The following is a 26,592-nucleotide window of genomic DNA, read 5'->3' on the forward strand; positions in this document are numbered from 1 at the left end:
GCTTCGACGGCGGCAAGCTGATCAACGGGCGCAAGCGGCACGTCGTGGTCGACACGCTCGGCCTGCTGCTGGGCGTGATGGTCACCGCCGCGGACACCGGTGACCGCGCCACCGCCGAGGTCCTGTTGCGACAAGTCGCCGACGCACACCACCTGCTGGCCCTCATCTGGGCTGATGGCGGCTACACCGGCAGCCTCGTCGAGTACTGCCTGGCCGCGCTCGCCCTGGTGCTGGCGATCGTCAAACGCAGCGACGACCAGAAGGGGTTCGTGGTGCTGCCCAAGCGGTGGATCGTCGAGCGCCTCTTCGCCCACCTGATGCGAAGTCGCCGCCTGGTGCGCGACTTCGAGCGGCGCACCACCAGTGCCGAGGCGATGGTCTACTGGTCGATGATCCTGCTCATGACCCGCCGCCTGGCCCGCTCACGCCGCGGGCGAGAGTGAACCGGCCCGGCTGCGGCTCGGCCAGCCAGCCGCGCGCGACCAGGCGTTTCGCCTTCGACCGCAGTGCCTCCACCCGCGCCGGCACCACGTCCATACCGGAACAAGGCGGCCATCTCCTGGCAGGTCCCGCGAACTAGGCGCCGAGACCTCGCCCATCCTCAGCGCCCACTTCCGCATGGCGCGGGAACTGCAGTCGGATGTCCTTGACCTGCTTGGCCGCCACCAGCAGGCCGCCCCCCCCGCAGCACGCTTGCTGCTCAGCCGCCCAGAATCACCGGATGGGTCGCGGACGAGAGCGCTATTGAAGATCCACCATCCTGAATTGGCTGGTCAGGGTGCTGGCATGGCGGGGGTCGCGGGTGCTCGGCCTGGTCGGGGGCGGTTGTCTGTGGTCTCGATCGTTTGACGTTAGCGGGTCAGCGAAGTTAGTGGGAGTCGGCTGGCGCAGCGCTCCACTTGGCCAGTCGGAGATTGGCCACATCGAATAAACCAGTGGCCAATCTTCGCATGGCATTTGGTTGTTCACGGCCGTCTCGGCCGGCGTCGCGGCTGGGTCAGCCTGGCTTTACCGCCAGCGTCGCAAAATAGTTCGACATGTATTGGGCGGATGCGTTGGATTGGTCCGGTGCTTCTGCGAAGCCGGTGAGGACGAACCCCGCGGCGAGTTGCCCGCCGATCTGGTCGGTGAGGGTGTGACTATATTCAAGAGGGGCATCCGCGCCGAACTTCGTGGCGCGTTCCTCGGCGGAGTACTGCGTGACATCGCTGTAGGGCAGCTTGTGCACGACGACCAGCTCGCCGCGCTCGTCGAGGGCCTCGTGGTCGAACAAGTACACATCAGGGTTGAGGAAGCCCACGAGCAGAGTTCCGCCCGGTCGCAGGACGCGGAAGCACTCACGCCACACCGGCGCCAAGTCGGGTACAAATACGTTCGAGACCGGGTGGAACACAACGTCGAATGCTGCGTTGCCGAAGGCGCTGAGGTCGCGCATGTCACCCAGGACGGTGCGCAGCTCAAGTCCGTCGCGCGCCGCCACCATCTGATCCTGGCCGAGCTGGCGGGGCGAGTTGTCGAACACGGTGACCCGCGCCCCTGCGGCGGCGAGGATCGGACCCTGCTGGCCACCGCCGGAGGCCAGGCACAACACGTCCTTGCCGGTCAGGTCCGTCGGCAGCCAGGAGCGGTCGACTGGCTCACGCCCGATGAGAACAATCGACCAGTCGCCCATGCGGGCGCGCTCGACATCCTCAGCACTCACCGGCCTCGTCCACTCATTGCCCTCCTGGACATACTTGTCCCAGGCTGCCCGATTATGGACACCGGGGTCGACGACAATGTCCTGCACGTTTAACTCCCTGCTACAGCCAAGCGGACATCAGCGGTACTGACAGTTCGATGCCGATAGCCAACACGATCACAGGTGCGGGCTCAACGAAATTAGCGGGCGTCAAAGGTGCCCACGGGCTCGCCGGGTGGTCGCGCAGCGGGTGCGTAAGCGCTGGGTCGTGACGAGGCACCCTCGGTGGCGGTTGGGATTGTGTGACGAATACCAACAAACCCTCCGAGGGTGCCGGATCCCTTGTCTACCAGTGGCGCCTGCCGCTGTCCGCGAACACCGTCAACTACGTCGCTGACCTGCTTCCCGCCCACTTGAAGGCGATCGGCTCCCGCTGGCGGTCCCGCTCCGCCGGCCAGATCGCGGTGCTTGTGCTGGCGGCGCTGCGCTACGGCCAGCGCGCCGCCGACCTGGCCGGCGGCAACGACATCTCCGCCACCACGATCCGCCGCCGGTGCGACGAGGTGATCGCTCTGCTCGCTGCCAAAGCACCGCGCCTGGACCGCGCCCTGAAGAAGATCGCCCGAGGCGGCGGCGAGGTCGTGCTGCTGGCCGGCACCCTGATCCGCACCCGCTGCCGCACCGGCAAAGCCAGCCGCAAAAACTACAGCGGCAAGCACAAGTCCCACGGCCTGCTGTTCCTCGCCCTCACCGACGAGCGCGGCAACCTGGCCTGGATCTCCTCGGCCCGACGGGGCGCGGCCAGGGAGGTGCGTGAGCGGCCCATTCGACCGAGCTGACCTGTAAGTCTCCGGCCCGGAGCAGTCCTGAATGTGGCTGTGACGTCGTTCAGCGGGCTCTGGCACAGATCTTGGGGAGCGGCTACAGCAAGTGATACTGCCGTTCGATACGGAGGCGTCACAGAGCTGACGGAGCATCATCCCCGGTCGTGAGAAGGGGAGCGTACGCGGTCTCACACAGAGCTGAGTCCCCGCAATCGAACACCGCGGTGACGCTCCGCGACAGCTCCCCAAGATCTGTGCCAGAGCCGTTCAGCGGCCCCTCGATATTGGCCACTTGGCCCCGGGAGGTTGCAGATCCCCGGGTGACGTCCCGAAGCGGTCCCACCGCCAGGCCCGTCACACACTTCGGCTGCTGACCAGGCGCATCCGGCATCTCACCGAGGAGATCAACGACCTCACCACACGGATCACCAGGGCAATCGCCCTCTGCGCACCGCGTCTGCTGGACCGCTACGGCGTCGGCCCGGACACCGCTGCCGCCTTGCTGATAGCGGCCGGCGACAACCCGGACCGGATGGGCAGCGAGTCATCCTTCGCCGCACTCTGCGGCGTCAGCCCGGTAGAGGCATCCTCGGGCAAGACCCAGCGCCGCAGGCTCAACCAAGGCGGCGACCGCCAGGCCCACTCCGCCCTCTACACCATCGTCCTGGCCCGCTTGCGCTGGGACGCCCGCACACGCGACTACGTGGAGCGTCGTGTCGCCCAAGGCAAGTCCCGCCGTGAAGCCATCCGCTGCCTCAAACGCTACGTCGCACGAGAGATCTACCAGACGATCAACCCACCCAAGTGCACCGCCGCGTCAGCGTGTTGACATCCATAGAGGCATCAAGCTCGCGGTCCGCTACGAGGCGACCGTCCTCGTCGCGGCTATCAATGAATGGCTGTGACCAGCGTCGTTGAGAGTGATCCAGTAGCGGCGCTTGACTCCGGTTTCGGTGCTGCGCACATCTTCGAGGACGCCGCCGTTGCTTTCGATGGTGCGCGCCGAGCCGACGTTGCCGTCGTCACAGGTGAGGAGGACCCGGTCCAGACCCAGCGCCGGCGCCTTGAGCAGAACCGCTCCCAGCGCCCACGTGGCCAGTCCGCGTCTCCTGGCGGAAGGCCGAACGCTGTAGCCGATGTGTCCGCCGCCTTCCAACAGAAAGGCGTTCAGATAGTGCCGAAGGTCGATGGCCCCGAGGTACGTCTCGCCGTCGACAATCCACCAGTGAGTGGCGTGGACGCGTCCTTCCCCGACAGGCAGCGACCGATCCGATTGCTGTCGCAGTCGCTCGACCCATGAGGCGAACCCTTCCGGGCTGTCGAGGTCATCTTCACCAACCAGACGCAGGCCAGCCCCGTCCTGGTGAGCACCAGGCTGCCACTCGTCACGCGCCGTGAGCCACGAGGAATGCAGCCGTTTTGTGGGAGCGATCAATTCAGCCATGCGAGGGACCATAACACCCGCACCCGCTGTGTGATCAGGTACTTTCTGCCAGATCGGGAGCCTGGCCCGTCGGATGGGGTGCAGGTAAGCCAGATCGAGGCGAGATCGCCTCATTCCGTCGCGATCACGGGAGTCCAGCTTCTGACGGTTGCGGACGCGGTCCGCCGAGACCGGGACGGCCGCCCTGATCCCACCGGCGCCTTGGCCCACCCCCGGCCACCGGCCGGGCGAGATCGAATCGATGACCAGCGACGCTTCCCAGCCCTCCGCCGCCCGCCCGGTGCTCCAGCGGTGGCTTACCGACGCTTCCCACACCCACCCCGTGCGGGTCATGGAAGTTGCCGCAGGGACGAACCTGGCTGTCCTCGTCGGGCTGGACGCCCTGGAGACGATGGCGGCCGCACTCGACGCCACGGCCACCGGCGACCCTCGCTGGCGCAGGAAGATCGCGGAATTCGGGCAACTGACCTCGATGGGGCAACTCCTGGAGATGCGAGCCGAGTTCGCCCTCGCCCTGGCCGATGCTGGGATCGGCTACCGCTCGGTGACACCACGCTGTTCGGCCTTGCAGTCGCTGATCACCCCGGCCAGGCGGGCCGGGTCCGCTCCAGCTACTTCACCCACAAGGCCATGCAGCGTTTGAAGACATCACGTTCCATCTCCAGCTCGCGTATGCGCTTGTTCTTTTCGCTCATCTCCCGCCGCAGCCGGTCCAGTTCAGTGCGCTCGCTCTCCCGCAGCCGTCCGACGGAGCCGTCGGACACGGGCCGGTCCGACGTCGTTGAGCCATTGCGCCGCCATCGCGACACCCAGCTGTGCAGCGTGCCCGGATGCACCCCGAGCTCCTCGGCCACCTCCGGTATCGGCTTCCCGGTCTCGATCACGATGCGTACAGCACCCTCACGAAACTCAGGCTCGTACGTACGTTGCTTGGACCCCATGAACCCCAACTTCCCCTGCAATCACAGGCTCCACGGTACGAGGGGAGGCACAGTGCGGGCCGTTAGCCTGTCGGTATGCCTGAGCGTGTCATTCCGGGGCGTAGCGGTGGCCTGATTCCTTTGGGCGCTGCGGACGTTCTGTGGGTCGGCTTGACGACCGAGAGTGCTGTGCCGACGGCTTCTGCGGCGTTCACCTGTTCTCCTGCCAGTGCTCGGGTGGGGTACGTCTTGCTCGGCGGCCGTGTGGTGGCGACGGTGAAGGCAAGCGGGGGCCAGTGGAGTGTTCCGGAGACTGAGGTGCGCCGGGCGGCAGCGGAACTGAACGCGGTGGAGATGGACTGCCAGGACCTCGTCCGCATCGGTCCGTTCCGTGACACGCCGAAGAACAAGTGCAACGAGGCAACGCTGCTGCACTGGCGCCAGCGCATCACCCGGGAACTGCAGGAGCTGGGCGACCCCGAGCGGGCAGCACGACGTGGAGGCGGCTGGCCGTCCCATCTGGCGGGGATCGACTGGCGGCGGATGGCCGATCATCCACATGGACGCCCTGCGGATCAAGATCCGCTATGAGACTCTCCCCGCACGTTCCGAAGCCGTGATCTACCTGGGTTCTGACCGCAATTCCGTGAAAGCCCAGGTCAGAGGGTGAATGCAGGAACGTTCACTCAGGACAGTTATCGATCACTCCTGTGGCTGGTTGTGCCAGGCCGCCAGCTCGTCGGCAACAGCGTCGGTGACCTTGCCGATCAGGTCCGGGGAGACCTCGACGCCGTGCATGCCGACCAGACGCGAGCGGATCTCCGTCACCGACGTGCCCCGGGCATTCGGTGACAGGACCTGCTCGGTGAACCCGGCCAGCCTCCGCGCGTGCTTGGGCACCAGCTGCGGCTCGAACGACCCGTTGCGGTCCTGGGGCACGGCCACCGTGACGTTGGGAGAGGGGACCTCTCTGCGGGTGCTGGCAACCTCCCACTTGGCCGCAGAGCAGTGGCTATTGGCGTACGAACCTTGCGGGGACGTCGGATTGGCGAGCGCTGTGGGAAGCCCCGCGTCGACTCGTGCGCACCCAAGGGTGTATGTGGAGCTGGAAAGACCCGGCTGAGTTCATGCTCCGCAAATCAGAACCCGCCTGGGCTCGGTTGATGCTGCGTCAAACTCTGCCGACTATCGAACACTCCATCACCATAAGCGGACGGAAAACGTCGAGGAGTTGTGAGGTGTGTGTCCGTGTCCTGTCAACTTCTCTCGCCGGGTGCCAGGCTCTTCGCATCCCCCCACAGGAACGATCGATGGAGACCACATGACCCTCCATGCAAACACCCGCCCTACCGCCGCCCTTGTGGCCCTGGCGGCCGCAGCCGTGATCGCGGCACAGACTGGTGCGGCGCAGGCCACCCCGGAACGAGCCGAGGCGAGCACCCAGGGCCGCGGGACGTTTGACCGCGTTGCGGCCGTCAAGGCCGCGCAGACGGAAGCAGCGTCGGCTGCCCGGACTCTCGGACTGGGTGCCAAGGAAAAACTGATCGTGCGTGACGTCATTAAGGACCCCGACGGCACGGTGCACACCCGGTACGACCGCACTTACGCCGGGCTGCCCGTACTCGGCGGCGACCTCGTCACCCACACCGCCAAGGACGGCAAGCTCAAGGGCGTCACCAAGGCCAGCAACGTCCGCATATCAGTGGCGGCCACCACCGCCGCCCTCAAGGCGGCGGCCGACGCCCGAAAGGTGATCTGGGCCGGAGGCAAGGGCAATCCCGTGCTCGCCTTCGAGACGGTCAAGACGGGTGTCCAGCAGGACGGCACCCCTAGCCGGCTGCACGTCATCACCGACGCCACCACAGGCAAGGAGCTGTACCACTACCAGGCCATCGAGACCGGCACCGGCACCAGCCAGTACAGCGGCGAGGTCCCGCTCTCCAGCACCAAGACGGGGTCGGGCTTCGAGCTCACCGACGCCGACCGTGGCGGCCACAAGACCTACGACCTGCACCAGGGCGAGAGCGGTACCGGCGACATCGTCAAGGACGACGACGACAAGTGGGGCAACGGCAAGAGCGACGACCCGCAGACCGCTGCCGTGGACGCCGCCTACGGCGCCGCGATGACCTGGGACTTCTACAAGAAGGAGCTCGGCCGCGACGGCATCGGCGGCGACGGCAAGGCCGCGTACTCCCGGGTTCACTACGGCAACGCGTACGTCAACGCGTTCTGGGACGACGGCTGCTTCTGCATGTCGTACGGTGACGGTGAGGGGAACAAGAAGCCCCTGACCTCTCTTGATGTGGCCGGCCACGAGATGAGCCACGGTCTGACCTCGCGCACCGCCAAGCTGGAGTACAGCGGTGAGTCGGGCGGGCTCAACGAGGCGACCAGCGACATCTTCGGTACCTCGGTCGAGTTCTTCGCCGACAACAAGGAAGATGTCGGCGACTACCTCATCGGCGAGAAGCTCGACATCAACGGCAACGGCACGCCGCTGCGCTACATGGACAAGCCCAGCAAGGACGGCAACTCGCTGGACGCCTGGAAGCAGGGCGCCGGGGACCTCGATGTCCACTACTCCTCCGGCATCGCGAACCACTTCTTCTACCTGCTGTCCGAGGGCAGCGGCAAGAAGACGATCAACGGTGTCGAGTACGACTCCCCGACGTCGAACGGTTCGACGGTCACCGGCATCGGCCGGGACAAGGCGTACAAGATCTGGTACAAGGCACTCACCGCCTACATGACCTCGACGACCGACTACAAGGCCGCCCGTGAGGCGACCCTGAAGGCGGCCGGCGACCTGTACGGCCCGGACGGCGCCGAGGCGAAGGCCGTGGCTGCCGCCTGGAGCGCGGTCAACGTGGCCTAGCCAAACCGTAGTCTCTGGCCTTTGCCCAGGGGTTCCGAATCACTCCCGGTGATCCGGAACCCCTGATTCTTCTTGGCTGCGAGGAAGCACATCATGCAGGCCCGACCCGATTTGTCTCTCCTCGCCCTGCTGGCCGAGTGGGAGGCGTTGTCCCGGGCGAACACTCTCAGCCCAGCGCTGTGGCCAGCTCCTAGCCTAGGGCACCTGGGGGCTTCCAGCGAAAAAACAACGCTAGGAAGTTGATCTAGGCGTTGGCGGGCTGCCGCTCGCGACAGGCAGCGCTCCGGAGCGCATCTCAACGACGACCCTGAACAATACGTGTGTTGACGTGGTCGGATCTGAAGCTTCCCTGCACCCTCACGCGATACGGCAACGGTTCCTGGTCGAGACGGCGTGCTTGATCGCCGTTCCATAGGTCGGACGCTGAGCCGGCACAACCCGAGCGATACCGGCAGATGCGCGACGAACACAGCGCGCGTGAGCACCGCTTGGGGCAGTTCAGCGCCAAGCGGGTCCCGGTCAGGCTGCCGGGGCGGTCAGGACGGCCTTGGCCGCCAGCCGGAGATTCCTGATCATCGGATTCGGGTCGCCCTTGCGGCTGACCAGGACGACCTGGCTGGGGGGAGCGCCCTCGATCGGGACGGTGACGAGGTTGGGACGCAGTGAGCTACGCCGATCGCCGACCGGTAGCACGGCGAGCGCCCTGCCGCTCGCGACGAGTTCGAGCTTGTCCTCGTAGCTCTCGATCGGCGGCACGCCGGCCCCGAGGATCCGGTAGGAAGTCCAGTCCGCGGTCTCGAAGGCGCACGGCGCCGCCTCCTCGCCGGCCAGTTCTTCCGCGGTCACCGACGTGCGGTCGGCCAAGGGATGGCCGCGCGGGACCACGAGCATCCGAGGCTCCTCGTACAGCGGGGTGGTGAACACGTCGTCGGCGGCGAGCGGCAGCGGAGCCCGCGCGATCAGGGCGTCGATGCGCTTGTCGGACAGCGCCCCGACGTCGCGGCAGCTCAGGTACCGGGTGGCGATCTCGGCGTCCGGGTGACGGCGGCGCAGTTCCCGTACGGCGGAAGTGATCACCAGGTCTTCAACGTAGCCGATGGCGATTCGTTCGGTTTCGGCTTGTTCACGCACGGCCAGCTCGGCCTGGCGGGCGGCCTGCAGCAGGGCTTGGGCCCGGGGGAGGAACCTCTGGCCGGCCGGAGTGAGCCGGGTGCCCTTGGGTTCGCGGTCCAGCAGTCGTGCGCCGAGATACTTCTCGAGCCGTTGGATCTGGCGGCTCAGCGCCGGCTGGGCCACGTGCAAGTCGGCGGCGGCCCGGCCGAAGTGCTGGTGTGCCGCCACCACGGTGAAGTAGCGCACCAGCCGCAGTTCCAGGTCCTGTCCGAGATCGTTCACCCTTCCAGCGTAGGCGTCATGCCGTTTCGGAATGGCCAGGTTGCCGAACCGGTCTTGGACGGCCATGCCGTCCTGGGCCTTGACTGAAGGAGCAACGTTTCCCCAAGAAAGCGACAGGCGCGATGAAGGCGATCCAGTTCCACGAAGCGGGCGGGCCGGAAGTTTTGCAGTATGACGAGGTGCCGGTTCCCGAGATCGGCCCGGGCGAGGTGCTCGTCCGGGTGCACGCGGCGGGAATCAACCCGCCGGACTGGTACCTGCGTGAGGGGATGAAGGTCATGCCGGCCGAGGTGCGGCCGGCGCTGGAGTTCCCCCTGATCCCCGGAACGGACATGTCGGGCGTGGTCCAGGCGGTCGCTCCGGACGTGCTGGGGTTCGCCGTCGGTGACGAGGTCTTCGGCATGCTGCGGTTCCCCGGATTCGACGGCCGGACGTACGCCGAGTATGTGGCCGCGCCGGCTTCGGACCTGGCTCACAAGCCGGCCGGTATCGACCACGTGCAGGCGGCTGGGGCGCCGATGGCCGTGCTTACGGCCTGGCAGTACCTGGTTGATCTCGGCCACGACGTGCCGTCTCCTTTCACCGGCCAGGTGCACCAGCCGGTGCCGATCACGCCAGGGATGACCGTGCTGGTCAATGGGGCCGCCGGTGGAGTGGGCCACTTCGCGGTGCAGCTGGCGAAATGGAAGGGGGCACACGTAATCGCGGTGGCCTCGGGCCGGCACGAGCAGTTCCTGCGCAAGCTCGGCGCCGATGAGTTCATCGACTACACCAGGACGCAGGGCGCAGACGTGGTCAGCGGTGTCGACCTGGTGATCGACACCGTCGGTGGCCCGGACAGCTCACGCTTCCTGACCGTGCTCAAGCGCGGCGGCACCATGCTTCCGGTGTTCTTCGCCCAGTACGACCCGGAAGAGACCGCGAGTCTGGGCATCACAGTCTCAAACATTCAGGTGCGTTCCAACGGCCCCCAGCTCGCCGAGATCGGGCGCCTGTTCGACGAGGGCAAGCTCCAGGTCGGGGTGGACAGCACCTACCCGCTGCCCCAGGCGGGCAGCGCACACACGCGAGCCGCGCAGGGCCACCTCCAAGGCAAGATCGTGCTGACGGTGGTCTCGTGATCGCCGAACTCCAGCAGGCGGTGGCGAACTACGCCCTCGCCCTGGACGAGCTGAATGTGCCCGAGCTGGAAGCGGTCCTGACCGAAGACACCACCAATTGACCCGCAGCGGCGCGGTCGCTCGGCACGTCGCCGAACGCGGCGGCGATCTGCTTCACCGTCAGCAGCCGGGAGACCATCAAGACGTTCGTGTCCTGCGTTCTCGGCAAACTCGGACGTCGCGACCCCGTTCAGGTTGGTCGTGTACGCCTACTGCCGGGGGCTGGTGATCTGATGCGGGTCCGCACAGCGGTCGGCCGTGCGGCATCGAGGTGGGCGCGTGGACGTATGAGTGAAGCGGCCGGACGGCGCCGACTACGACGACGCTCCGCGCATGGCCAGCGCGGTTCGCGCCAGCCCGCGCAGCCAGGCGTGGGCGCGGTCGGTGTCGTAGCGCTGATGCCACGACAGGTATATCGGTGCCGACGGCAGTTCGAGCGGGAGGGGGAGCACGACCAGGCCGAGGTCGGCGACCGCTGACCGCGTGGTGGCTTCGGGGACGCAGATCAGGAGATCGGAGCCGCGCGCGAACTCCAGCGCGGCCGCTTCCGTGGGCGCGGTCGCCACCACGCGGCGGGTGAGGCCGAGCCGCGCGAGGGCGTCGTCGAGGGCATTGCTGAGGTTTCCACGTCGCGAGACGGTGACGTGCTCACCGGCGGCGTACCGTTTTGCGGTGACGGTCCTGACTCGGGTGAGGGGGTGCCCCTGCCTCACGACGATGACGAGGCGGGTCTCCCCCACGTTCTCGGCACGGATGTCCGGTGCGCTCGGCCGGTTGGCGTTCGCCTCCAGGTCGACCTCGCCGCGCCGCAACTCGGGGGTGTCGATGCTCGATTCCGCGACGAAGCGCAATCGCACGCCCGGCGCCTGTCCGCGCACGGCCGAGAGCAGTGTGGGGCCGCTCAAGGCGACCAGGGAATCATGCCAGCGGAGTGTGAAGGTGCGCTCCAACGTTGCCAGATCGAGTTCACGGCTCGGTGCCAGCACCCCCTGGACCTGGTGCAGCAGCTCGTGCACCTGTTCCCGGACGGCGATTGCATACGGCGTCGGGGTCATCGTGCGGCCGGTGCGCACCAGGATCTGATCCCCGGTCGTGCGCCGGATTCGGCCCAGACTCCGGCTCATCGCGGGGGCGGTGACGTGCAGGCGCGCGGCCGCCCCGGCCACACTTCCCTCCTCCAGCAGCGCGTCGAGCGCGGCGAGCAGGTTCAAATCCAATTGCATGGGAGTAATCCTAGCCGTGCTTGACATGCATTTGAAGTTAATTACGGGGCTGCATACCGTTGAGGCGAAAGCGCAAGAAATATCGCGCAGTTCGGCCCTCGACCGGCCTCATCACCCCTCCTCACACGGGAGTACCACCATGTCCGAAACGCTTCAGACCACTGACGTCGCCGCCTCCGACGCCGACCTGCTCAGCCAGACCGCGATCGCCGTGCGCGCGGCCGGTTCGGCGCTGCGCGAGCGCTTCGGCGAGGTGGTCCGCTACCAGACTCGCGAAGAGCTGATGCGCGCGCTCGCCGCCAACGACGCCACGGCCCTCGACATCCTGCGCCCCCGCCTCACGCGCCTGCGCCCGGACGCCGGCTGGGTGGAGGACGAGCTGGACGGCGGGGCGCTGCCGCCCGGCGAATGGTGGGTCGTGGATCCGGCCGAAGGCAACGTCAACCACCTGCACGCCCTGCCGGAGTGGGCGGTGACCGCCACCCTCGTGCGTGAGAACCAGCCGGTGCTCACCGCGGTCCACCTCCCGTTGACCGGCGAGACCTACACCGCGCTCACCGGCGCGGGCGCCTACCTCGACGGCCGGCCGCTGCACGTCTCCCAGACCGCGGACCTCGGCCTGAGCATCGTGGCCACCAGCCAGGCCCGGCCGGACGAGGACGAGAAGGTCGTGCGGCGCGTCGGCTCCTCGATCACCGCGATGCTCTTCGACGCGCTCGTCGTCCGCACCGCCGTGCCCGCGACCCTGCACCTGCTGAACGTGGCCGCCGGCCGGATCGACGCCTTCTGGCAGTTCGCCGGCGCCCGCGCGGACCTGCTGCCCGGGGCGCTGCTCGTCACCGAGGCCGGCGGACAGATCTCCGACGCCGAGGGCCGCCCCTGGACCCCGCAGAGCGAGAGCCTCCTGGCCGCCGCGCCCGGCGTCCACGCCGAGGCCGTCGCCTCGCTCTCACGCTGACCGCGCACCACAACCTGCACGCACGGAAGGACCAGATCATCATGACCACGATCGCAGTTCTCGGAAACGGCCGCGTCGGCGGCAACCTGGCCACAGCCCTCACCCGGGCAGGGTATGAGGTGACCGTGGCGGACCGTGCGCCGGGCGCCGCCGCCGACGCTGCCCGGACAGCCCAGATCGTCATCAACGCCACCCCGGGAGCCGGCTCGCTGGACCGGCTCGTCGCCCTGCGCGAGGAACTGCGCGACAAGATCCTCGTCGACGTCTCCAACGCCACCGTCGACGGACCGGACGGACTGCCTGCCCACCTGATCTACCCCGGCTCAAGCCTCGCCGAGCACCTCCAAGAAGCGCTCCCCGAAACCAGCGTCGTCAAGACACTCAACACCATGCTCTTTTCGGTGATGACCGCACCGGCCACGCTCACCCAGGCGCCCGACGCCTTCCTCTCCGGCGACGACCCGCAGGCCAAGCAGACCGTCCGTGAACTGCTCACCGACCTCGGCTGGCGCAAGGAATGGATCACCGACCTCGGCGGAATCCAAACCGCCCGCGCCACGGAGGCCGCGATACTGTTCGTACCGCACGTGATTCGGTCCAGCGGATTCGCGCCCTTCGCGATCTCGATCGCCCGCTGATCCGCACACAGTGCACCGCCGGGGCACGGCATGGCGCAGACGAAGTTCGACAAGCAGGTGGAAGAGACCGCCGAATCCCTCGCGTTCGGTATCGGCCGGTTCCTGGCCGGGCGCCCCATGGACGGGGTGAAGCGGACCGACGCGACGTTCTGGCGCTCGGGTACCCGGGTCTTGGCGAAGGCCGAAGGCCGCGTGGGGCGTTCCTCCTACCGGGCCGGGTCGCAGCGCCTGGCCTTCCGGATCACCTGGCTCGCAGCGGCGGGGGAGGGCGCCTACCTGGTCGGCAGGCGCCCGGACACCAGATGGCAGATGGCCCAGGATCTGTGGGAGAACCGGGACCAGACCCTCGCCGCGCTGGAGACCGGCGGCATCGGCGCGGCCTCCGCGTTGACCGTCGGCGGTGTCACGTACGGGCTGCTGACCCGCAAGCGCCGGAGTTGATGCGTGAGTGGGTCTTCCGGCTGCATGAGGCGCTCGTGCTGCCGCTCAGGCTGCCGGAGCGGACCGACCCGCGCCGCTACCTCCACATCCCGAAGAACTTCTCCGACGACGCCGCAGAGATACGCGTCGACGTGCCGGGGCGCCTGGACTTCTCCAAGGACCTGATCGCCGACCTCATCAGGCAGAAGCTCGCACTGGAGGGCGTGACGTTCTCCTGGCACGTGGCCGGCCGCGAGACGTACGTGATGGTGAAGAAGACCCGCAAGCCCCCGGCGAAGGCCCTGCTGAAGGACCCTAAGATCCGGGAGTTGATGGCCAAGGCCAGGGAGTCCGCACGCGTCATCGGCGTCGGATCCGGCGGCAAGGCGGTCTCCGTCGACCTGGACGCCGACTCCTCGCACGTCCTGATCTCCGCAGGCACCGGCGGCGGCAAGTCGACCATCCTGCGCACCATCACCTGCCAGTCTGGCGTCATGTTCTTGATCTTGCCCGGGCAGAGGGCGCTTCTGGGAATCGTGCTGCGTCGGGGGTTCGGCGCGCCGAGGCCGACGTCGGAGTGCGGAGTTCGCCGAGGAACCTCCCAGTTGGCGCTGCCGAATCGTCAGGGCCGGATGGGGAGGTTGGCCTCCCATCCGTCGAGGAGTCGTTCGAGTCCCAGTTGGAAACCTCGCTCGGCGCTGTCGGCCGCGTGGGGAAGTTCGGCATCACGAATGACCCGGGCGAGGAGTGGATGGCGCCCGGCCTTGACGACTTTGTCGAGGTAGGGCGCGTGGGCGTCCATCCATTGCTGGATGCCGACTCCGGAGCGTCGGACGGCTTCTTGCTGGGCGAGCTCGCCGATGGCGTAGCCGCGGACGAAGGCATGCAGCGTATCGACGACGGTGATCATGATGTCGATGTCGAAGCCGAGGGGATCGAGGGCGGCGAGTGCGTGTTCGGTGGCATCGAGGGAGTTCGGTCCAAGTGATGGGCGCCCTGCCGCGAGGGAGGTCATCCAGGGATGCCGGTGGATGGTGGCCCGGGAGCGATAGGCCAGTGTCCGCAGATCGCCGCGCCAGTCGCCGGTGGGGGCAGGCGGGCCGCCGTCTTCGCCCGCTACGGCGTCGAGCATGAGATCGAGCAGGTCGTCTTTGGACGCCAGGTAGCGGTAGAGCGAGGCTGTGCCCGTTCCCAGTTCCTTGGCGACGCGCCGCATGGACAGTGCCTCGATGCCCTCGGCGTCGGCGATCGCGATGGCGGCGGCGGTGATCTCCGCCCGGGTGCGTGAGGGTGCGGGGCCTTTCGCGGCCCGCTCCGGCCGGTTCCAGACCACCGTGTGAGCGTCGTCCATCGGGTTTCCCTCCTCACTACTGCGCTCACTGTTCGCAGTAGTGATATCGTGACGCCATTACTGCGAACACTGTACCCGAGTAGAGCGTGTCCAGCCGAAAGGGAAACCACCATGACCACTCCCGTCACGATCGTCGGCGCCGGGCTCGGCGGCCTGACCCTCGCCCGGGTCCTGCACCTGCACGACATCCCCGCGACCATCTACGAAGCCGATACATCGGCGGACGCCCGCACGTAGGGCGGCCAGCTCGACCTCCACGAGTACAACGGGCAGCTCGCCCTCGAAGCGGCCGGCCTCACCGACGAGTTCCGCGCGATCATCCACGAAGGCGGCGAGGCCGTGCGCGTGCTCGACCAGCACGGCGCGGTTCTGCTCGACCAGCCCGACGACGGCACGGGCGGGCGCCCCGAGGTGCTCCGCGGAGACCTGCGTCGGATCCTGATCAACTCGCTGCCCGACGAGATGATCCAGTGGGGACACAAAGTCACCAGTGTCCGCCCCCTCGGAGACGGAAGGCACGAGCTGACGTTCGCCGACGGGCCGACCGCGACGACCGGCCTCCTTGTGGGCGCGGACGGCGCCTGGTCGAGGATCCGGCCGCTGCTCTCCGACGCGAAGCCCGAGTACGTCGGCACGTCGTTCATCGAGACCTACCTGTACGACGCCGACCAGCGCCACCCCGCAGCGGCCAAGGCCACCGGCGACGGTTCCCTGTTCGCCGTCATGGCCGACAAGGGGATCCTCGGCCATCGAGAGGCCCACGCCGTTCTGCATACTTACGTCGCGCTCAATAAGCCGCAGGAATGGATCGCCGCCATCCTCGCCAGTCCCGAAACGGCGGCGGCCCAGGTCGCGGCAGAATTCACCGGATGGGCGCCCGAACTCACCGCACTCATCACTGACGGGGAAACCGCCCTCGCCCCGCGCCCGATCAGCGCCCTGCCGATCGGCCACCGGTGGGACCGCGTTCCCGGAGTGACGCTGCTAGGCGACGCCGCCCACCTCATGTCACCGTTCGCCGGGGAGGGCGCCAACCTCGCCATGTTCGACGGCGCCGAACTCGCCAAAGCCATCGCCGCACATCCCTACGACATCGAAGCCGCCCTTGCGGAGTACGAGCAGGCTCTCTTTTCCCGCAGCGCCCGGTTCGCCGCCGAATCCGACAAGAACCACCAGCTCATCTTCGGCGACAACGCCCCCGCCGGCCTGCTCGACCTGCTCACTGGCCAGGAACCGACCGAGTGAGCGAGACGCCATGAAGGAGCAGCGCTGTGGTCAGCATCCACAAGCCGAAGGTACTCAGCTCGCTCCACCGCCAGCTTTTGGGCGACGACGGCGGCTTCGGGCACCTGACTCGGCATGCGGGGCCAGTGCGCGCATGACGAACTCCAAGTCAATGAAGGGTCCAGACCGGTTCAACGGCGTGGCCGTGATAGGGGTCGACGAACACGTGTGGCGCCACACCAAGCGCGGCGAGAAGTACGGCACCGTGATCATCGATCTGACCAGCATCCGCGACGGCACCGGCACCGCCCGGCTGCTGGACATGGTCGAGGGCCGCTCCAAGCAGGCGTTCAAGACCGGGCTGGCCGAACGCGAGGAGTCCTGGCGCGAGAAGGTGGATGTCGTTGCGATGGACGGGTTCACCGGGTTCAAGACCGCCGCTGCCGAAGAACTCCCCGACGCGGTCGCGGTCATGGATCCCTCCGTTCTACAAGGCACGCCGGATCCTGCACACCGGCGCGGACCTGCTCACTGACAAGCAGAGGGACCGGCTGGCCACCCTGTTCGCTGCTGATGAGCACGTCGAGGTCGAGGCCACCTGGGGCATCTACCAACGGATGGTTGCCGCCTACCGCGAGCCCAACCGGACCTGCGGTCGCCCGCTGATGGACAAGCTCATCGCGTCCGTCAGCCACGGCGTTCCTCGCGCGCTGGCCGAGGTCGTTACGCTCGGCCGGACCCTGAAGAAGCGAGCTGCCGATGTGCTGGCCTACTTCGACCGTCCCGGTACGTCCAACGGTCCCACAGAGGCGATCAACGGCCGCCTCGAACACCTCCGTGGATCCGCGCTCGGATTCCGCAACCTGCCCAACTACATTGCACGGTCACTGCTCGAGACCGGCGGATTCAGGCCGCAACTGCCCCTTCGATCGTGAAGAGTCCCTTCGAAGACCGGTCAGTCCACGAGTAGCACGAGTTTGCCGCGCAGAGTCCCGGCTTCGCCGACGCGGTGCGCGTGGGCCACCTCGGTCAAGGGGAAGGTCTGGCCGACCTGGATGGAGAATCGTCCCGTTTCAGTCATTTGAGCTACCTGGGCCAGCGCGTAGGTGGCGCGGCCGGTGTCGCCGCGGCTGAAGCGGATGCCCGTCTGCTGCGCGCCCCGGAAGTCGGCGACCGTGATCACGCGCTCGGGCGCGCCCGCGAGCTCCACGAGTTCGGGAAGGACGCCGCTGCCAGCGACGTCCAGTGCGAAATCGACACCCGACGGCATGATTGCCCGGACTCGTTCCGGCATCCCGTCGCCGTATGCCACCGGCTCAGCCCCGAGCGAGCGGAGGGCATCGTGCGTGCCTGGACTACCCGTGCCGATGACGCGCGCGCCGCGCTCCATGGCGAGTTGGACAGCGGCACTCCCGACGCTGCCCGATGCCCCGCTGATGAGCACGGTGCTGCCCGCTGTGACGCCAAGCTGGTCGAGCGAGCGCGCTGCGGTCTCGGCTGCCGCAGGGATCGCTGCAGACCTCGCATAGTCGAGCGAGTTCGGGATCGGGGCCCAATAGGACAGCACGGCCAACTCCGCTTGGGCGGCTCCGTATGGTGAGGCTCCGAAGACCCGGTCGCCAACCGTGACACCCGAGACATCGTCGCCGATCTCGTCAACGATGCCCGCAGCCTCGTAGCCCAGGGTCTGTGGCAGTTCCTGGTCCATCAGGCCCTGACGCTTTTTCCAGTCGCTGGCGTTGATCCCCGCGGCACGGACCTTGATCCGTATCTCTCCGGCGCCGGGATGGGGATCGGGGAGGTCAACGATCTCAAGAACCTCCGGGCCGCCAAACCAGCTGAACTGTGCTGCCCTCATGACGCACTCCTTCCGCGGAAGAAGTGGCGGATCGTCCGATACCGCGTGTGCGCGTACTCTGTCCGGCTATCTGCTCGGCCCCAGAGCACGTTTCTACTCCGATACATCGACCCTACGTCATGACCGCCCACACGTGGCGAGCTGCCTCCGGGGCCACCTCGCCCCACACAGCCCCGTCGGTTCCCATGCCTGCGGACAGGAGCAGGCGCGGCTGTAGAGAACCCACGAGATCCCTGCTCGAGACTGACGGCTTCAGTCACCGGCTACACCCTCAAATGCGATGAGCCTGTTGAACGCCAGCAGGTTCGGCTGCCCACTGGCAGTTCGAGCAGGCGGTCGGGGGACAGTCAGAGTGGTGATGGCCTTTCCGACGGTCGCGGGGATCAGATCCTTCGACGTGGACAGCAGGTAGGCGGCGAGTCCCGCCACGTGTGCCGCGGCCTGCGAGGTGCCGACGACCGTTGTGTTCACCCTATGGCCCCTCGGCTCCGGGATCGTGTGCTTGACTCGGCGTCTTCGCAGACAGCGCCTGTTGCGGCGAGAGCTGTACGCCTTGTCACCGCTGACGTGACCGGGCCGGGTGCGGGGCTGCTCGCCCTGCGGGCGAATACTGCAACTCTCGAATACCGACACTCCACCAGTGCGCCCGCACCACCGCGCTGGACGCAGCACGGCACTTTCTCGACGAGCACCAGGCGGTCTTCGACGAGGCTGAAGATGCGGATCGCCCGGCGCCGGGGGCGTACGCGGCGTAATGGACTTGCACATCGACGGTCGCTAGATCCTGCAGGTCGCGGAGCTTGCGGGTGCAGGTGATCCCGCTCCCGACGGCTACGGGGTGCTGGTGGCCGCGGTCGCCTGCCACCGGGCCGTACTGCTGGAGCAGCCCGTCTGCGACGGCGCCTACGCCCGTGCCTCCGCCCTGGTGCACATTCTCGGCCGCTACCGTTGGCTGGAGCGCTCCCACATGGTCGTCGCCGCGGCGACGGGTGTGATGTACCTGGAAGCCTCGGGCCTCCCGGTCAAGCCCCGCGAGGACGCCGTCGCCCTGCGTGACTTGCTTCGGGATCCGTCCCCGCATGGCCGCGAGGATCGCTGCCTCCTGCGTGCCTGGCCGCAAGCCACCTGAAACCGCATCGGCGGCCCCTCACCTGTCGCCGGGTCGCCGCCGCGCGCTGTCCGCCTCGCATCGGGAAAACCCCAGGAGATGGATTCGGTCCCGCCCGGTGCTGCCGTGTAGGGTTGCGGGACCGACGCGGGGTGGAGCAGCTCGGTAGCTCGCTGGGCTCATAACCCAGAGGTCGCAGGTTCAAATCCTGTCCCCGCTACGAGACGAAGGGTCCGGCAGCCGCCGGACCCTTCGACGTATCCGCCTGCCCCGACCCCGGACTTCTGAGCGGTGGGCACCCGCTCACCGGTGCTGCCCGCGGCAGGTGGCCCGAGCAGCACCGCAACCCGCACACCGCCCACGGCCCCGATGCGCCGTGCAGGCGAGCCTCGCGGCCCTCATCCAGGCCGGGGGAGTAGCGCGACTATGTGGTGGCCGGACGGCCAGCAAACAGCTCACCAGATGGAACCCCCTGGCCCGTGCCTCCGCCCAGACTTCGACGATCAAACGGGATCACGGAACTGCAGCCAGAGCCTTGAAAATCATCAGACCCGCTCTTCATTACCCAGACAGTTACGCAATCAACGAGGGGTCGAGGGTGTCCGCTCTTGGAGTGCGTGGGACGTGCCGAGGATCGTGCCCCGCCGTGTGGTGTGGCCGTGAGCATCTGGCCTTGGGGACCAATGGAACAGCGAGTATCGGCACCATCCACCAGGCTTACCGGGACGGGATGGAGGATCAGCTTGGATCACTTGGACTGGTTTTGAACGCCGTGGTGCTCTGGGCGACACGCTACATCGACGCCGCGGTCGCCGAGCTGCGTGCCGAGGGCCACGAGATCAAGAACGAGGACGTGGCGTGGCTGTCTCCGCTCAAGCACAAGAACCTCAACTGCCTGGGCCGCTACAGCTTTACCGCCTCCCAGCCGGTCGACGGGCTGCGGCCGCTGCGCGACCCGGACGCCGTCGACCTCGACGACGATGACGACGGCGAACAGGAGTGAGGCGGGGCCGCAAGGACGCGAGCCGCTCCGCCCCGGCCAGGGCCGCTTACGGGCGGCATGCCGCGGCAGTTCCACCGCCTGTTGTACGCACCCGGCCCACGCGGTCAATCGCGTGTTGATGAAGTTTTGGCGCAAATGCGGCTTTCTCCGGCGTGCGCCGGTAGCGTGATTCTCCGGGGTTGCGCGTAGGGGGGCGTGTGATGGATCCGATTGCGCTGGCGGCCGGGACGGCTCTGGTGGGGGCGATAGCCGCCGATGCCTGGCAGGGGGCCCGCACCGGCATGGTGGCGTTGTGGCGCCGGGTGCGTCCGGAGCAGGCCGAGGCGGTCGACGCCGAACTCGCCGAAACCCGTGCCCAGCTGCTCGCGGCCCGGCGGGCCGGGGAAGGGGTACGAGGCCGGGCGGCTGCCGCTGCTGGCCCACGCGCTGCGCGCCACCTGGTAGCCGTCCACGGCCACACTCTGACCGTGGACGGCTACCAGGCGAGCGGCGGCATCAGCCACGCCGTCGCCACCACCGCCGAACGCCTCTACACCAGCCTTACCCCCGCCGCACAGCAGAGCGCCCGCACCCTGTTCCTGCGCCTGGTCAGGATCGGCGACGGCGTCGACGACACCCGCCGCCGCTTGCCCTACCCCGACCTGCTCGACGCCGGCACCGATCCGTCGGCCACCGCCGCGGTCATCGACGCTTACACCCGCGGCCGCCTGCTCACCCGCCACCAGGACACCGTCGAGATCACCCACGAGGCCCTGCTGCACGCTGGCCCGAGCTGCGGCGCTGGATCGACACCGACCGGGCCGGCCACCTCATCCACCAGGACCTCGAAGAGGCCGCCACCGGCTGGGACCGGGCCCACCGTGACCCCGGCAGGCTCTAACGCGGTCACCGCCTGGAAGCCGCCCGCTCCTGGGCCGACCGCCCCCACCAGAACCAGCCCAGCCCCACCGCCACCGCCTTCCTCACCGCCAGCACCAGGAGCCAGACCCGTACCACTTGGCGACGCCATGCCCTCACTACCATCCTGGCCGCCCTCCTGGCCCTCGCCGTGGCCGCCGCCTCACTGGTCTACTCGCAACGCCAGGACGCCCTCGCCGCCCAGCAACAGGCCCTGTCCCGGCAACTCGCCGCCCAATCCGACGTACTCCTCGACATTGACCCCGACCTGGCTTCCCTGCTCGCGATCCAAGCCAGCGCCCGCGCTTCGCTGTACCGGTCGCCGAGCCTGCGGAAGAGGTCAGCGGCGCGGGTGAGGACATCGATGGCCTCAGCGAACCGCCCCACCTCCACCAGGGTGTGGCCGCGGTTGGCTGCAACGCCGTCTGCCACGGCTGTCCGCGCTGTACCTTCCCAACGCCTGTGCCTGATCGGATAGGTGCATGACGACAACTCGCCGCGTGCTCTACCTCTTCGGCTCGACGGCTCCGCCTGTCTTCGATGTTGCCTCGGCGATTGACGACGCGCAGGCTCGTGGATTTGACGTGTGCCTGGGCCTCACACCGACCGCGGCCTGTCGGCTAGCGTCTGATCGGTCGGAGTTGGAACGGCTGACCGGCCATCCCGTCCGTTGCGAATATTCGGAGGAGGTCACCGCAGCCTGATCACACATCACTCGATCCACAACTCCTGAAAACTGATCATGTTCCTGACTGCAGTGGCACTGCACCACTCTCACGACGGCACCACCCGAAGGAGGCAATCAGCGCATGATCAAGCCTGAGAGCGCGGGATACGACTACGACGTCGTCGTCAGCGGAGCCAGCCTCGCCGGCAGCGCCGCAGCGATCTTGCTCGCTCGACGCGGTGTCCGCGTTGCACTGCTGGAACGCCGCTCGGACCCCGAAGCGTACAAGGTGCTTTGCACCCACTCCCTCCAGGCCAGCGCCTACCCGGTGCTTGACGAACTCGGCCTCGTCCCCGCTCTCGAGGAGGCGGGAGCCGTCCGCAACGAGGGCCGCTGGTACACCCGCTGGGGATGGATCGAGCCGAGGGCCGAGCCGGCGGGCCCCGAGCTACCGTACGCGTACAACATTCGGCGCAGCACCCTCGACCCGTTGATCAGGTCCCATGCGGCAAAGACCCCTGGCGTCGATCTGCTCCTCGGTCACCAAGTGACCGGGCAGCGCATGTGACCCTCACGCCGGCAGCCTTCGCCGTCAGCGCAGTGGAGGACCTGCCGGTCGGCATCATGGACCTCACCTGCGAAAATGTTTGGGCGTCACTGGCCGGGAGTCCCGGTTGATCAATGTGTGCGGTCAGCCGTACCGCTGTCGATGACCGTGTTGAGCTGAGCCGTCAGGTCTTCGACCATGCGTCCGAGCAGGCGGACGAACTCGGTGCGGTCGCGGTCTGGCCACTTGGCCAGGGCGGCGGTGAACCAGCTGTCGATGACGGCCGTGTAGCGGTCGACGAGCCGCTGCCCGGACGGCGTGAGGGCGATCAGGCGGGCCCGCTGGTCGTCCGGGTCGGGCACGCGTTTGACGATCCCCTGCTTCTCCAGTGTGTTGAGGTGTCGGGTGACGTGGGGTCCGACGACCTGCATGCGGGTGGCGATCTCGCCCACTCGTAGCGGCCGTTCGGCGGTGTCGAGGATGACGAGGATGGTCATCGAAGGCCGTTCCAGCGTCACCCCGGCTGCCGTGGCGGCGTGTTCGAACAGTTGCCCGCGGTTCAGCAGGGCGCTGAGCTGGGCCATGCGCGGCAGCAGCCCCGTGATTGCCTCGCTTCTCTCTCTCATACCTCTGCTCCACTCCTTGATGGATACCTAAGTTAGGTATACGGTTACGGCGAACCCGGGCGACGAAAGCAGCTTCGCCCGGCCAGAAAAAGGATACCTAAGGTAGGTAATCATCGCCATGACCGACCCCACATCCGATGTCCTCATCGTCGGTTCCGGCCCCACCGGCCTCACCCTCGCCTGCGATCTGGCCCGCCGCGGCGTGGACGTCCGCCTGGTCGAGCGGGCCGCGCATCCGAGCACCGCCTCCCGCGCCAAGACGATCCAACCCCGCGCCCTGGAAGTCGCCGACGACCTCGGCGTGATCGAGCGCGTCCTCAAGGAAGGAGCCGTGAACATTCCCACCCGCCACTACGACCGCGACCGCGTGGTCTCCGAAGCCGTCGAGGTCGCGGCCGGAACACCCGCGCCAGACGCCCCCTACCCGCCCGTATGGCTCTCCCAGCCCAAGTTCGAACAGATCCTGCGCGACCGCCTCGCCGACCTCGGCGGCACCATCGAGTGGGGCACCGCGGTGACCGGCGTCGACCAGGACGACGACGGCGTCACCGCCACCGTCCAGACCGCGACGGGGGAGGCGACCATCCGAGCCCGGTACGCCGTCGGAGCCGACGGCGGCCGCAGTACCGTCCGCAAGCACGCCGGTATCGCGTTAAGCGGCACCTCCAACCCCGACCAGCGCTGGCACCTCGGCGACGTCCGGATCGACGGTCCCTCCCGCCACTGCCAGCACGTGTGGATGAGCAAAGAGCACGGCATCCTCTCGCTCTTCCCCCTGCCCGGCACCGACCTGTGGCAGTTCCAGGCGTCCGTCCCCGCCGATGCGAACGACCCGCAGGAACCGTCTCTGGAACTGCTCCGCCACATCTTCGCCACCCGCGCGGCGGTCCCCGGTGTCCACATCACCGACGCCGGCTGGCTCTCCCTCTACAAAATCAACGTGTGCCTCGCCGACCGCTACCGCGCCAGCCGGATCTTCCTCGCCGGCGACGCCGCGCACATCCACTCACCCGCGGGCGGCCAAGGCATGAACACCGGCATCCAGGACGCCTACAACCTCGGCTGGAAGCTCGCCGCCGCCCTCGCCAACGCCGACCCCGTGCTGCTGGACACCTACGAGCAGGAGCGGCGCCCCGTCGCCCAGGCCGTCCTCGGCGACAGCACCGCCCGGCTGCGCGCGATGATGCGCGCGGTGGACGACGGCGACGGACCCACCGCGCAGCGCGGCCTGACCGACGACTTCACCACCGGCCTGACCATCGCCTACCCCGACAGCCGGCTCACCGACGGCCCCGGTGCCGGCGGTCGCGCTCCCGACGCGCCCTGCCGGGATGCCGCCACCGGCCGCCCGGTCCGCCTGCTCGACCTGCAGCGCGGCGCGCACTGGACGCTGCTCTCCTTCGGACCCGGCCCCCTGCCCCAGCCGGACGGCCCGGCCACTTCCCGCCTGCGGGCATTCCGCGTGACCACCGACCCGACCGCCACCGGCCCCGGCACGGTGATCGACACGGACGGCCACGCCCACCGCGCCCACGCCACACACGGCGGCGAACTCGTCCTCATCCGCCCGGACGGCTACGTCGCAGCCCGCCGACCCTCCCGCGACCTGGCCGCCGTCGTGGCCCTGGCCGCCGCGCACGGCCTGCGATGAACCGGGGCCCAGGACGCCCCGCCGCATGCGTGCAACTCATGGTTGCGGCGCTCGCGCAAGCAGCGGCCGCCGCTCCCGCACCCTCTCCAGGCGCGACGGAAAAGCGGAAGTCATCCCGAATCCGCCGTCGGCGCAGCACCTCTCTCCCCGCGGCCGGCAGACGTCGCCGGGGCGGCGGGCGTCCTGCAGGAAGGCCAGCCCGGTGTCCGTCACCGTCAGGGCATGCCCCACGCGCGGCCTGGCGGCCGCGGGGTCGGCGATCAGCCTCGGCGGCCGCCAGTCCCGCAGTTCGCGCCACTCCGCGCCGACGTTCACGCCGTACAGGGTGTCGAACCACACCCGGGTCCGGCCGGCCTGCGGCAGGGTGATGCGGTCGACGAGCCCCTCGTCGCGCAGCTCGGCCAGGCGGCGCCGGGTCTGCTCGATCCGCACCCTGGCGCGATTACCAGGTGCATCTGTTCCGTTGCCGCCATCCGCTACTGCGCCAGCGCAGCCGGCGCCAGCCGGTCCCCGCCGCCGGCGTCCGAGTTCAGCATCGCTACCCTCGCCCCTCCCGTACGCGCGGCGTCGGGCCTGTCCCGGTGCCGCGCGTACCGTCCAGGCCGGCAGCCGGCCCCGACCAGGCCACCGACCACGAGGGCCCGACCAGCGTCACGATGCGATAACCCCGCCCCCGACCACGCCAGAAACCCCGTCGGAGACCCCTCCGGCAACCGGGCCGACAACTGTCCGCACTCACCGGGTACCTGACGGTGTATCCGCAGGTCACCAGGCCTTTCAGGGATGGTTGGGAGCCCGACATATCCTCTGCGCACCCCACGCCGCACCTGCCTGGAGAAGAAGGGTGAGGCGGAGCGGGCGGGACGTACGGGAGCGCCTCGGGGATCGGGTGGGGTCCTGTGCTGCTCGCGCGTCGGCGGGGCCGCGCGCGGGTGCCGGCCGCTACGCGTTCGGAACCGGCGGGGGTGTCTTGCTGGGCAGCAAGACACCCCCGCGTCGTCATGGGGTGGGAGAGATGGACGGCTGGTTCGTCATCTCGCCGGTCGGGGCGGCTGTCACGGGTACGGCGGGGGCCGTCACCGTGACACTCGCGGTGGGTTCAGGCCGCTGCGCGACCCGGAGGTGCCGGGGCTGGACGAGGACGGCGGCGGCGGTGAGGCCGACTTCGCCGCCGATCCGACCTTCCGCAGGCGGTTCGACCGCGAGATCGAAACCTCACGCCGTGTCGGTGGGTTCTACACCGCTCCGGTGGTCGATGCCGATCCTCACGACGATCCGCCCTGGCTGGCCACCGAGTACATCCCCGGTGTACCCCTGCGCGAGGTCTTGCGGCAACAGGGCGCCCTGCCTGTGCGAACCGTCCACACGCTTGCCGCTGGTGTCGCCGAGGCACTTGAGGCGATACACGCCAGCGGCGTCATCCACCGCGATCTGAAACCCAGCAACATCATCGTCACAAGCACCGGCCCCCGCGTCATCGACTTCGGCATCGCCCGAGCCTTTGACGGCACCGCGCTCACCCGCACCGATCACGTCATCGGTACCCCGGGATTCCTTGCCCCGGAACAACTCACCGGTGCGACGATCACCCCCGCTGCTGATCTCTACGCTTTCGGCATGGTGCTGTGCCATGCCGCCGGGGTCGCCCCCTTCCCGGATGGTGAACCCCTCGCCGTCGCACTGGGCCTGCTGCCATCCAGGCTCGCCGCCATCATCGCCGGCTGCCTCGACCGTGATCCCGCCAAGCGCCCGAGCCCTGCCGAGGTCCTCCAACAGCTCACCCCAAACCATTCCTTCACCCAAGGCTGGCTGTCACTGCCGGTTCGCACGTTGATCGACAGGGAGATCGCCATCACGGGCTTCACGCCGTGAATGGACGAAACGAGGTCGGAGCGGCTTTTGGGCTGAAGCTGCCCTGGCGCGAGTGATCACGGCCCCGGAAGCTTCCGGCGCGTCGGGCGGTCTGTGGACCTGCCTGGTAAAGCGGGTCTTCGATCTTGAGCGGTGCGCCTGCTCAGGGTCTCTGACGTTTCGTCACGCTCAGTGAGGGCATTTGGTGGCTACTGCCGGGACCGCAGGCGCGCCTGGAACTCAGGCCACCACACGGCCACGGTCCCTC

Annotated in this window: 27 protein-coding genes, 1 tRNA gene and 5 pseudogenes; 20 read left to right on the plus strand and 13 right to left on the minus strand. The window is 68.2% G+C overall.

The window, feature by feature from the left end; all coding sequences use genetic code 11:
* On the plus strand, positions 1 to 443 hold a 443-nt coding region (locus ACIPSA_RS41720), incomplete at its 5' end, for a transposase (protein ID WP_402644978.1).
* A gap of 554 nt (positions 444 to 997) precedes the next feature.
* Here the strand turns inward: ACIPSA_RS41720 and ACIPSA_RS41725 are convergent.
* Positions 998 to 1,789, minus strand: a complete 792-nt coding sequence (locus ACIPSA_RS41725) for a class I SAM-dependent methyltransferase (RefSeq protein ID WP_402644981.1) — start codon at positions 1,787 to 1,789, stop codon at positions 998 to 1,000.
* A gap of 194 nt (positions 1,790 to 1,983) precedes the next feature.
* Here ACIPSA_RS41725 and ACIPSA_RS41730 point away from each other — a divergent pair, with 194 nt between their 5' ends.
* Together ACIPSA_RS41730 and ACIPSA_RS41735 are read left to right on the plus strand one after the other, a co-directional pair.
* Positions 1,984 to 2,520: a hypothetical protein gene (locus tag ACIPSA_RS41730; protein WP_402644984.1), complete on the plus strand. Its 537-nt coding sequence runs from the start codon at positions 1,984 to 1,986 to the stop codon at positions 2,518 to 2,520.
* Positions 2,521 to 2,797: 277 nt separating this feature from the next.
* Complete coding sequence (locus tag ACIPSA_RS41735) at positions 2,798 to 3,334, plus strand: transposase (protein ID WP_402644987.1); 537 nt, start codon at positions 2,798 to 2,800, stop codon at positions 3,332 to 3,334.
* 30 nt (positions 3,335 to 3,364) lie between these two features.
* On the opposite strand, the gene ACIPSA_RS41740 is transcribed toward ACIPSA_RS41735, so the two are convergent.
* The gene (locus ACIPSA_RS41740) at positions 3,365 to 3,949 is read right to left on the minus strand and encodes a GNAT family N-acetyltransferase (protein ID WP_402644990.1); all 585 of its coding nucleotides are present in this window, start codon (positions 3,947 to 3,949) and stop codon (positions 3,365 to 3,367) included.
* A gap of 241 nt (positions 3,950 to 4,190) precedes the next feature.
* On the opposite strand from ACIPSA_RS41740, the gene ACIPSA_RS41745 reads away from it, so the two are divergent.
* Complete coding sequence (locus tag ACIPSA_RS41745) at positions 4,191 to 4,592, plus strand: hypothetical protein (protein WP_402644993.1); 402 nt, start codon at positions 4,191 to 4,193, stop codon at positions 4,590 to 4,592.
* On the opposite strand, the gene ACIPSA_RS41750 is transcribed toward ACIPSA_RS41745, so the two are convergent.
* Complete coding sequence (locus ACIPSA_RS41750; protein WP_402644995.1) at positions 4,561 to 4,890, minus strand: transposase; 330 nt, start codon at positions 4,888 to 4,890, stop codon at positions 4,561 to 4,563. The two genes, ACIPSA_RS41745 and ACIPSA_RS41750, sit on opposite strands and share 32 nt — an antisense overlap.
* Before the next feature lie 75 nt (positions 4,891 to 4,965).
* Here ACIPSA_RS41750 and ACIPSA_RS41755 point away from each other — a divergent pair, with 75 nt between their 5' ends.
* Positions 4,966 to 5,460 carry a hypothetical protein gene (locus ACIPSA_RS41755; protein WP_402644998.1) on the plus strand — a complete coding sequence of 165 codons (495 nt, stop codon included), beginning with the start codon at positions 4,966 to 4,968 and terminating at the stop codon, positions 5,458 to 5,460.
* Positions 5,461 to 5,571: 111 nt separating this feature from the next.
* Here ACIPSA_RS41755 and ACIPSA_RS41760 read toward each other — a convergent pair whose 3' ends face one another.
* The gene (locus tag ACIPSA_RS41760; RefSeq protein WP_402645001.1) at positions 5,572 to 5,814 is read right to left on the minus strand and encodes a transposase; all 243 of its coding nucleotides are present in this window, start codon (positions 5,812 to 5,814) and stop codon (positions 5,572 to 5,574) included.
* A 376-nt stretch (positions 5,815 to 6,190) separates the two neighbouring features.
* On the opposite strand from ACIPSA_RS41760, the gene ACIPSA_RS41765 reads away from it, so the two are divergent.
* Positions 6,191 to 7,747 (plus strand): M4 family metallopeptidase, encoded by a 1,557-nt coding sequence (locus ACIPSA_RS41765; RefSeq protein WP_402645004.1) that lies wholly within the window; start codon positions 6,191 to 6,193, stop codon positions 7,745 to 7,747.
* Between the two features lie 519 nt (positions 7,748 to 8,266).
* Here ACIPSA_RS41765 and ACIPSA_RS41770 read toward each other — a convergent pair.
* Entirely contained in the window at positions 8,267 to 9,142 is an 876-nt protein-coding gene (locus ACIPSA_RS41770) for a LysR family transcriptional regulator (RefSeq protein ID WP_402645007.1), read from the minus strand.
* 122 nt (positions 9,143 to 9,264) lie between these two features.
* On the opposite strand from ACIPSA_RS41770, the gene ACIPSA_RS41775 reads away from it, so the two are divergent.
* Entirely contained in the window at positions 9,265 to 10,263 is a 999-nt protein-coding gene (locus ACIPSA_RS41775; RefSeq protein WP_402645010.1) for an NADP-dependent oxidoreductase, read from the plus strand.
* A 353-nt stretch (positions 10,264 to 10,616) separates the two neighbouring features.
* Here ACIPSA_RS41775 and ACIPSA_RS41780 read toward each other — a convergent pair whose 3' ends face one another.
* Complete coding sequence (locus ACIPSA_RS41780) at positions 10,617 to 11,525, minus strand: LysR family transcriptional regulator (RefSeq protein WP_402645013.1); 909 nt, start codon at positions 11,523 to 11,525, stop codon at positions 10,617 to 10,619.
* A 139-nt stretch (positions 11,526 to 11,664) separates the two neighbouring features.
* On the opposite strand from ACIPSA_RS41780, the gene ACIPSA_RS41785 reads away from it, so the two are divergent.
* The 3 genes from ACIPSA_RS41785 to ACIPSA_RS41795 are packed head-to-tail and all read left to right on the plus strand — an operon-like array spanning position 11,665 to position 13,562.
* Positions 11,665 to 12,483, plus strand: coding sequence for a 3'(2'),5'-bisphosphate nucleotidase CysQ (locus ACIPSA_RS41785; RefSeq protein WP_402645014.1), 819 nt, complete (start codon positions 11,665 to 11,667; stop codon positions 12,481 to 12,483).
* A 41-nt stretch (positions 12,484 to 12,524) separates the two neighbouring features.
* Positions 12,525 to 13,121 carry an NADPH-dependent F420 reductase gene (locus tag ACIPSA_RS41790; RefSeq protein WP_402645016.1) on the plus strand — a complete coding sequence of 199 codons (597 nt, stop codon included), beginning with the start codon at positions 12,525 to 12,527 and terminating at the stop codon, positions 13,119 to 13,121.
* A gap of 30 nt (positions 13,122 to 13,151) precedes the next feature.
* Positions 13,152 to 13,562, plus strand: a complete 411-nt coding sequence (locus tag ACIPSA_RS41795; RefSeq protein ID WP_402645018.1) for a hypothetical protein — start codon at positions 13,152 to 13,154, stop codon at positions 13,560 to 13,562.
* Between the two features lie 76 nt (positions 13,563 to 13,638).
* On the opposite strand, the gene ACIPSA_RS41800 is transcribed toward ACIPSA_RS41795, so the two are convergent.
* Together ACIPSA_RS41800 and ACIPSA_RS41805 are read right to left on the minus strand one after the other, a co-directional pair.
* Positions 13,639 to 14,037: a hypothetical protein gene (locus tag ACIPSA_RS41800; RefSeq protein ID WP_402645020.1), complete on the minus strand. Its 399-nt coding sequence runs from the start codon at positions 14,035 to 14,037 to the stop codon at positions 13,639 to 13,641.
* Positions 14,038 to 14,163: 126 nt separating this feature from the next.
* Positions 14,164 to 14,892, minus strand: coding sequence for a TetR/AcrR family transcriptional regulator C-terminal domain-containing protein (locus tag ACIPSA_RS41805; protein ID WP_402645022.1), 729 nt, complete (start codon positions 14,890 to 14,892; stop codon positions 14,164 to 14,166).
* Between the two features lie 111 nt (positions 14,893 to 15,003).
* Here ACIPSA_RS41805 and ACIPSA_RS41810 point away from each other — a divergent pair.
* Positions 15,004 to 16,137, plus strand: a pseudogene (locus tag ACIPSA_RS41810) (FAD-dependent oxidoreductase).
* 160 nt (positions 16,138 to 16,297) lie between these two features.
* Positions 16,298 to 17,051, plus strand: a pseudogene (locus tag ACIPSA_RS41815) (transposase); the annotation flags it as partial.
* 20 nt (positions 17,052 to 17,071) lie between these two features.
* Here the strand turns inward: ACIPSA_RS41815 and ACIPSA_RS41820 are convergent.
* The 3 genes and pseudogenes from ACIPSA_RS41820 to ACIPSA_RS41830 form a co-directional block, all read right to left on the minus strand.
* Positions 17,072 to 17,974, minus strand: a complete 903-nt coding sequence (locus ACIPSA_RS41820; protein WP_402645025.1) for an NADP-dependent oxidoreductase — start codon at positions 17,972 to 17,974, stop codon at positions 17,072 to 17,074.
* A 252-nt stretch (positions 17,975 to 18,226) separates the two neighbouring features.
* Complete coding sequence (locus ACIPSA_RS41825; RefSeq protein ID WP_402645288.1) at positions 18,227 to 18,445, minus strand: S8 family serine peptidase; 219 nt, start codon at positions 18,443 to 18,445, stop codon at positions 18,227 to 18,229.
* Positions 18,440 to 18,571 (minus strand): annotated as a pseudogene (locus ACIPSA_RS41830) (IS5/IS1182 family transposase); the annotation flags it as partial. The gene ACIPSA_RS41825 and the pseudogene ACIPSA_RS41830, both read right to left, overlap by 6 nt.
* Positions 18,572 to 18,755: 184 nt before the next feature.
* On the opposite strand from ACIPSA_RS41830, the gene ACIPSA_RS41835 reads away from it, so the two are divergent.
* From ACIPSA_RS41835 to ACIPSA_RS41860, 6 genes and pseudogenes are all read left to right on the plus strand, one after another.
* The gene (locus ACIPSA_RS41835) at positions 18,756 to 19,103 is read left to right on the plus strand and encodes a fic family toxin-antitoxin system, toxin component (protein WP_402645291.1); all 348 of its coding nucleotides are present in this window, start codon (positions 18,756 to 18,758) and stop codon (positions 19,101 to 19,103) included.
* Between the two features lie 125 nt (positions 19,104 to 19,228).
* Positions 19,229 to 19,302, plus strand: a tRNA-Met gene (locus ACIPSA_RS41840).
* A gap of 480 nt (positions 19,303 to 19,782) precedes the next feature.
* Positions 19,783 to 20,085, plus strand: a pseudogene (locus ACIPSA_RS41845) (Tn3 family transposase); the annotation flags it as partial.
* A 281-nt stretch (positions 20,086 to 20,366) separates the two neighbouring features.
* Positions 20,367 to 21,338, plus strand: coding sequence for a hypothetical protein (locus ACIPSA_RS41850; protein ID WP_402645294.1), 972 nt, complete (start codon positions 20,367 to 20,369; stop codon positions 21,336 to 21,338).
* A gap of 126 nt (positions 21,339 to 21,464) precedes the next feature.
* A pseudogene (locus ACIPSA_RS41855) lies at positions 21,465 to 21,662 on the plus strand (flavoprotein); the annotation flags it as partial.
* Between the two features lie 129 nt (positions 21,663 to 21,791).
* The gene (locus ACIPSA_RS41860) at positions 21,792 to 22,217 is read left to right on the plus strand and encodes an FAD-dependent oxidoreductase (RefSeq protein WP_402645027.1); all 426 of its coding nucleotides are present in this window, start codon (positions 21,792 to 21,794) and stop codon (positions 22,215 to 22,217) included.
* 110 nt (positions 22,218 to 22,327) lie between these two features.
* Here ACIPSA_RS41860 and ACIPSA_RS41865 read toward each other — a convergent pair whose 3' ends face one another.
* Complete coding sequence (locus ACIPSA_RS41865) at positions 22,328 to 22,822, minus strand: MarR family winged helix-turn-helix transcriptional regulator (protein WP_402645029.1); 495 nt, start codon at positions 22,820 to 22,822, stop codon at positions 22,328 to 22,330.
* Positions 22,823 to 22,940: 118 nt separating this feature from the next.
* Here ACIPSA_RS41865 and ACIPSA_RS41870 point away from each other — a divergent pair, with 118 nt between their 5' ends.
* A complete protein-coding gene (locus ACIPSA_RS41870; RefSeq protein WP_402645032.1) occupies positions 22,941 to 24,473 on the plus strand; it encodes an FAD-dependent oxidoreductase in 1,533 nt (510 codons plus the stop codon).
* A gap of 36 nt (positions 24,474 to 24,509) precedes the next feature.
* On the opposite strand, the gene ACIPSA_RS41875 is transcribed toward ACIPSA_RS41870, so the two are convergent.
* Positions 24,510 to 24,905: a hypothetical protein gene (locus tag ACIPSA_RS41875; RefSeq protein WP_402645034.1), complete on the minus strand. Its 396-nt coding sequence runs from the start codon at positions 24,903 to 24,905 to the stop codon at positions 24,510 to 24,512.
* 690 nt (positions 24,906 to 25,595) lie between these two features.
* Between ACIPSA_RS41875 and ACIPSA_RS41880 the strand changes: the two genes are divergently transcribed.
* Entirely contained in the window at positions 25,596 to 26,345 is a 750-nt protein-coding gene (locus ACIPSA_RS41880; RefSeq protein WP_402645037.1) for a serine/threonine-protein kinase, read from the plus strand.
* Positions 26,346 to 26,592 lie beyond the last annotated feature (247 nt).

Origin of the sequence: Streptomyces sp. NPDC086549 (assembly GCF_044746205.1) — a bacterium.
GTDB lineage: Bacteria > Actinomycetota > Actinomycetes > Streptomycetales > Streptomycetaceae > Streptomyces.

Coding starts and splice junctions, on each gene's coding strand:
- ACIPSA_RS41740 (WP_402644990.1), bottom strand. CDS start 3,949: ATGGCTGAATTGATCGCTCCCACAAAACGGCTGCATTCCTCGTGGCTC.
- ACIPSA_RS41745 (WP_402644993.1), top strand. CDS start 4,191: ATGACCAGCGACGCTTCCCAGCCCTCCGCCGCCCGCCCGGTGCTCCAG.
- ACIPSA_RS41750 (WP_402644995.1), bottom strand. CDS start 4,890: ATGGGGTCCAAGCAACGTACGTACGAGCCTGAGTTTCGTGAGGGTGCT.
- ACIPSA_RS41755 (WP_402644998.1), top strand. CDS start 4,966: ATGCCTGAGCGTGTCATTCCGGGGCGTAGCGGTGGCCTGATTCCTTTG.
- ACIPSA_RS41765 (WP_402645004.1), top strand. CDS start 6,191: ATGACCCTCCATGCAAACACCCGCCCTACCGCCGCCCTTGTGGCCCTG.
- ACIPSA_RS41775 (WP_402645010.1), top strand. CDS start 9,265: ATGAAGGCGATCCAGTTCCACGAAGCGGGCGGGCCGGAAGTTTTGCAG.
- ACIPSA_RS41780 (WP_402645013.1), bottom strand. CDS start 11,525: ATGCAATTGGATTTGAACCTGCTCGCCGCGCTCGACGCGCTGCTGGAG.
- ACIPSA_RS41785 (WP_402645014.1), top strand. CDS start 11,665: ATGTCCGAAACGCTTCAGACCACTGACGTCGCCGCCTCCGACGCCGAC.
- ACIPSA_RS41790 (WP_402645016.1), top strand. CDS start 12,525: ATGACCACGATCGCAGTTCTCGGAAACGGCCGCGTCGGCGGCAACCTG.
- ACIPSA_RS41795 (WP_402645018.1), top strand. CDS start 13,152: ATGGCGCAGACGAAGTTCGACAAGCAGGTGGAAGAGACCGCCGAATCC.
- ACIPSA_RS41800 (WP_402645020.1), bottom strand. CDS start 14,037: ATGACGCCAGACTGGCAGGTGATGGTGCGCAGGATGGTCGACTTGCCG.
- ACIPSA_RS41805 (WP_402645022.1), bottom strand. CDS start 14,892: ATGGACGACGCTCACACGGTGGTCTGGAACCGGCCGGAGCGGGCCGCG.
- ACIPSA_RS41820 (WP_402645025.1), bottom strand. CDS start 17,974: ATGAGGGCAGCACAGTTCAGCTGGTTTGGCGGCCCGGAGGTTCTTGAG.
- ACIPSA_RS41850 (WP_402645294.1), top strand. CDS start 20,367: ATGGTGGCGTTGTGGCGCCGGGTGCGTCCGGAGCAGGCCGAGGCGGTC.
- ACIPSA_RS41860 (WP_402645027.1), top strand. CDS start 21,792: ATGATCAAGCCTGAGAGCGCGGGATACGACTACGACGTCGTCGTCAGC.
- ACIPSA_RS41865 (WP_402645029.1), bottom strand. CDS start 22,822: ATGAGAGAGAGAAGCGAGGCAATCACGGGGCTGCTGCCGCGCATGGCC.
- ACIPSA_RS41870 (WP_402645032.1), top strand. CDS start 22,941: ATGACCGACCCCACATCCGATGTCCTCATCGTCGGTTCCGGCCCCACC.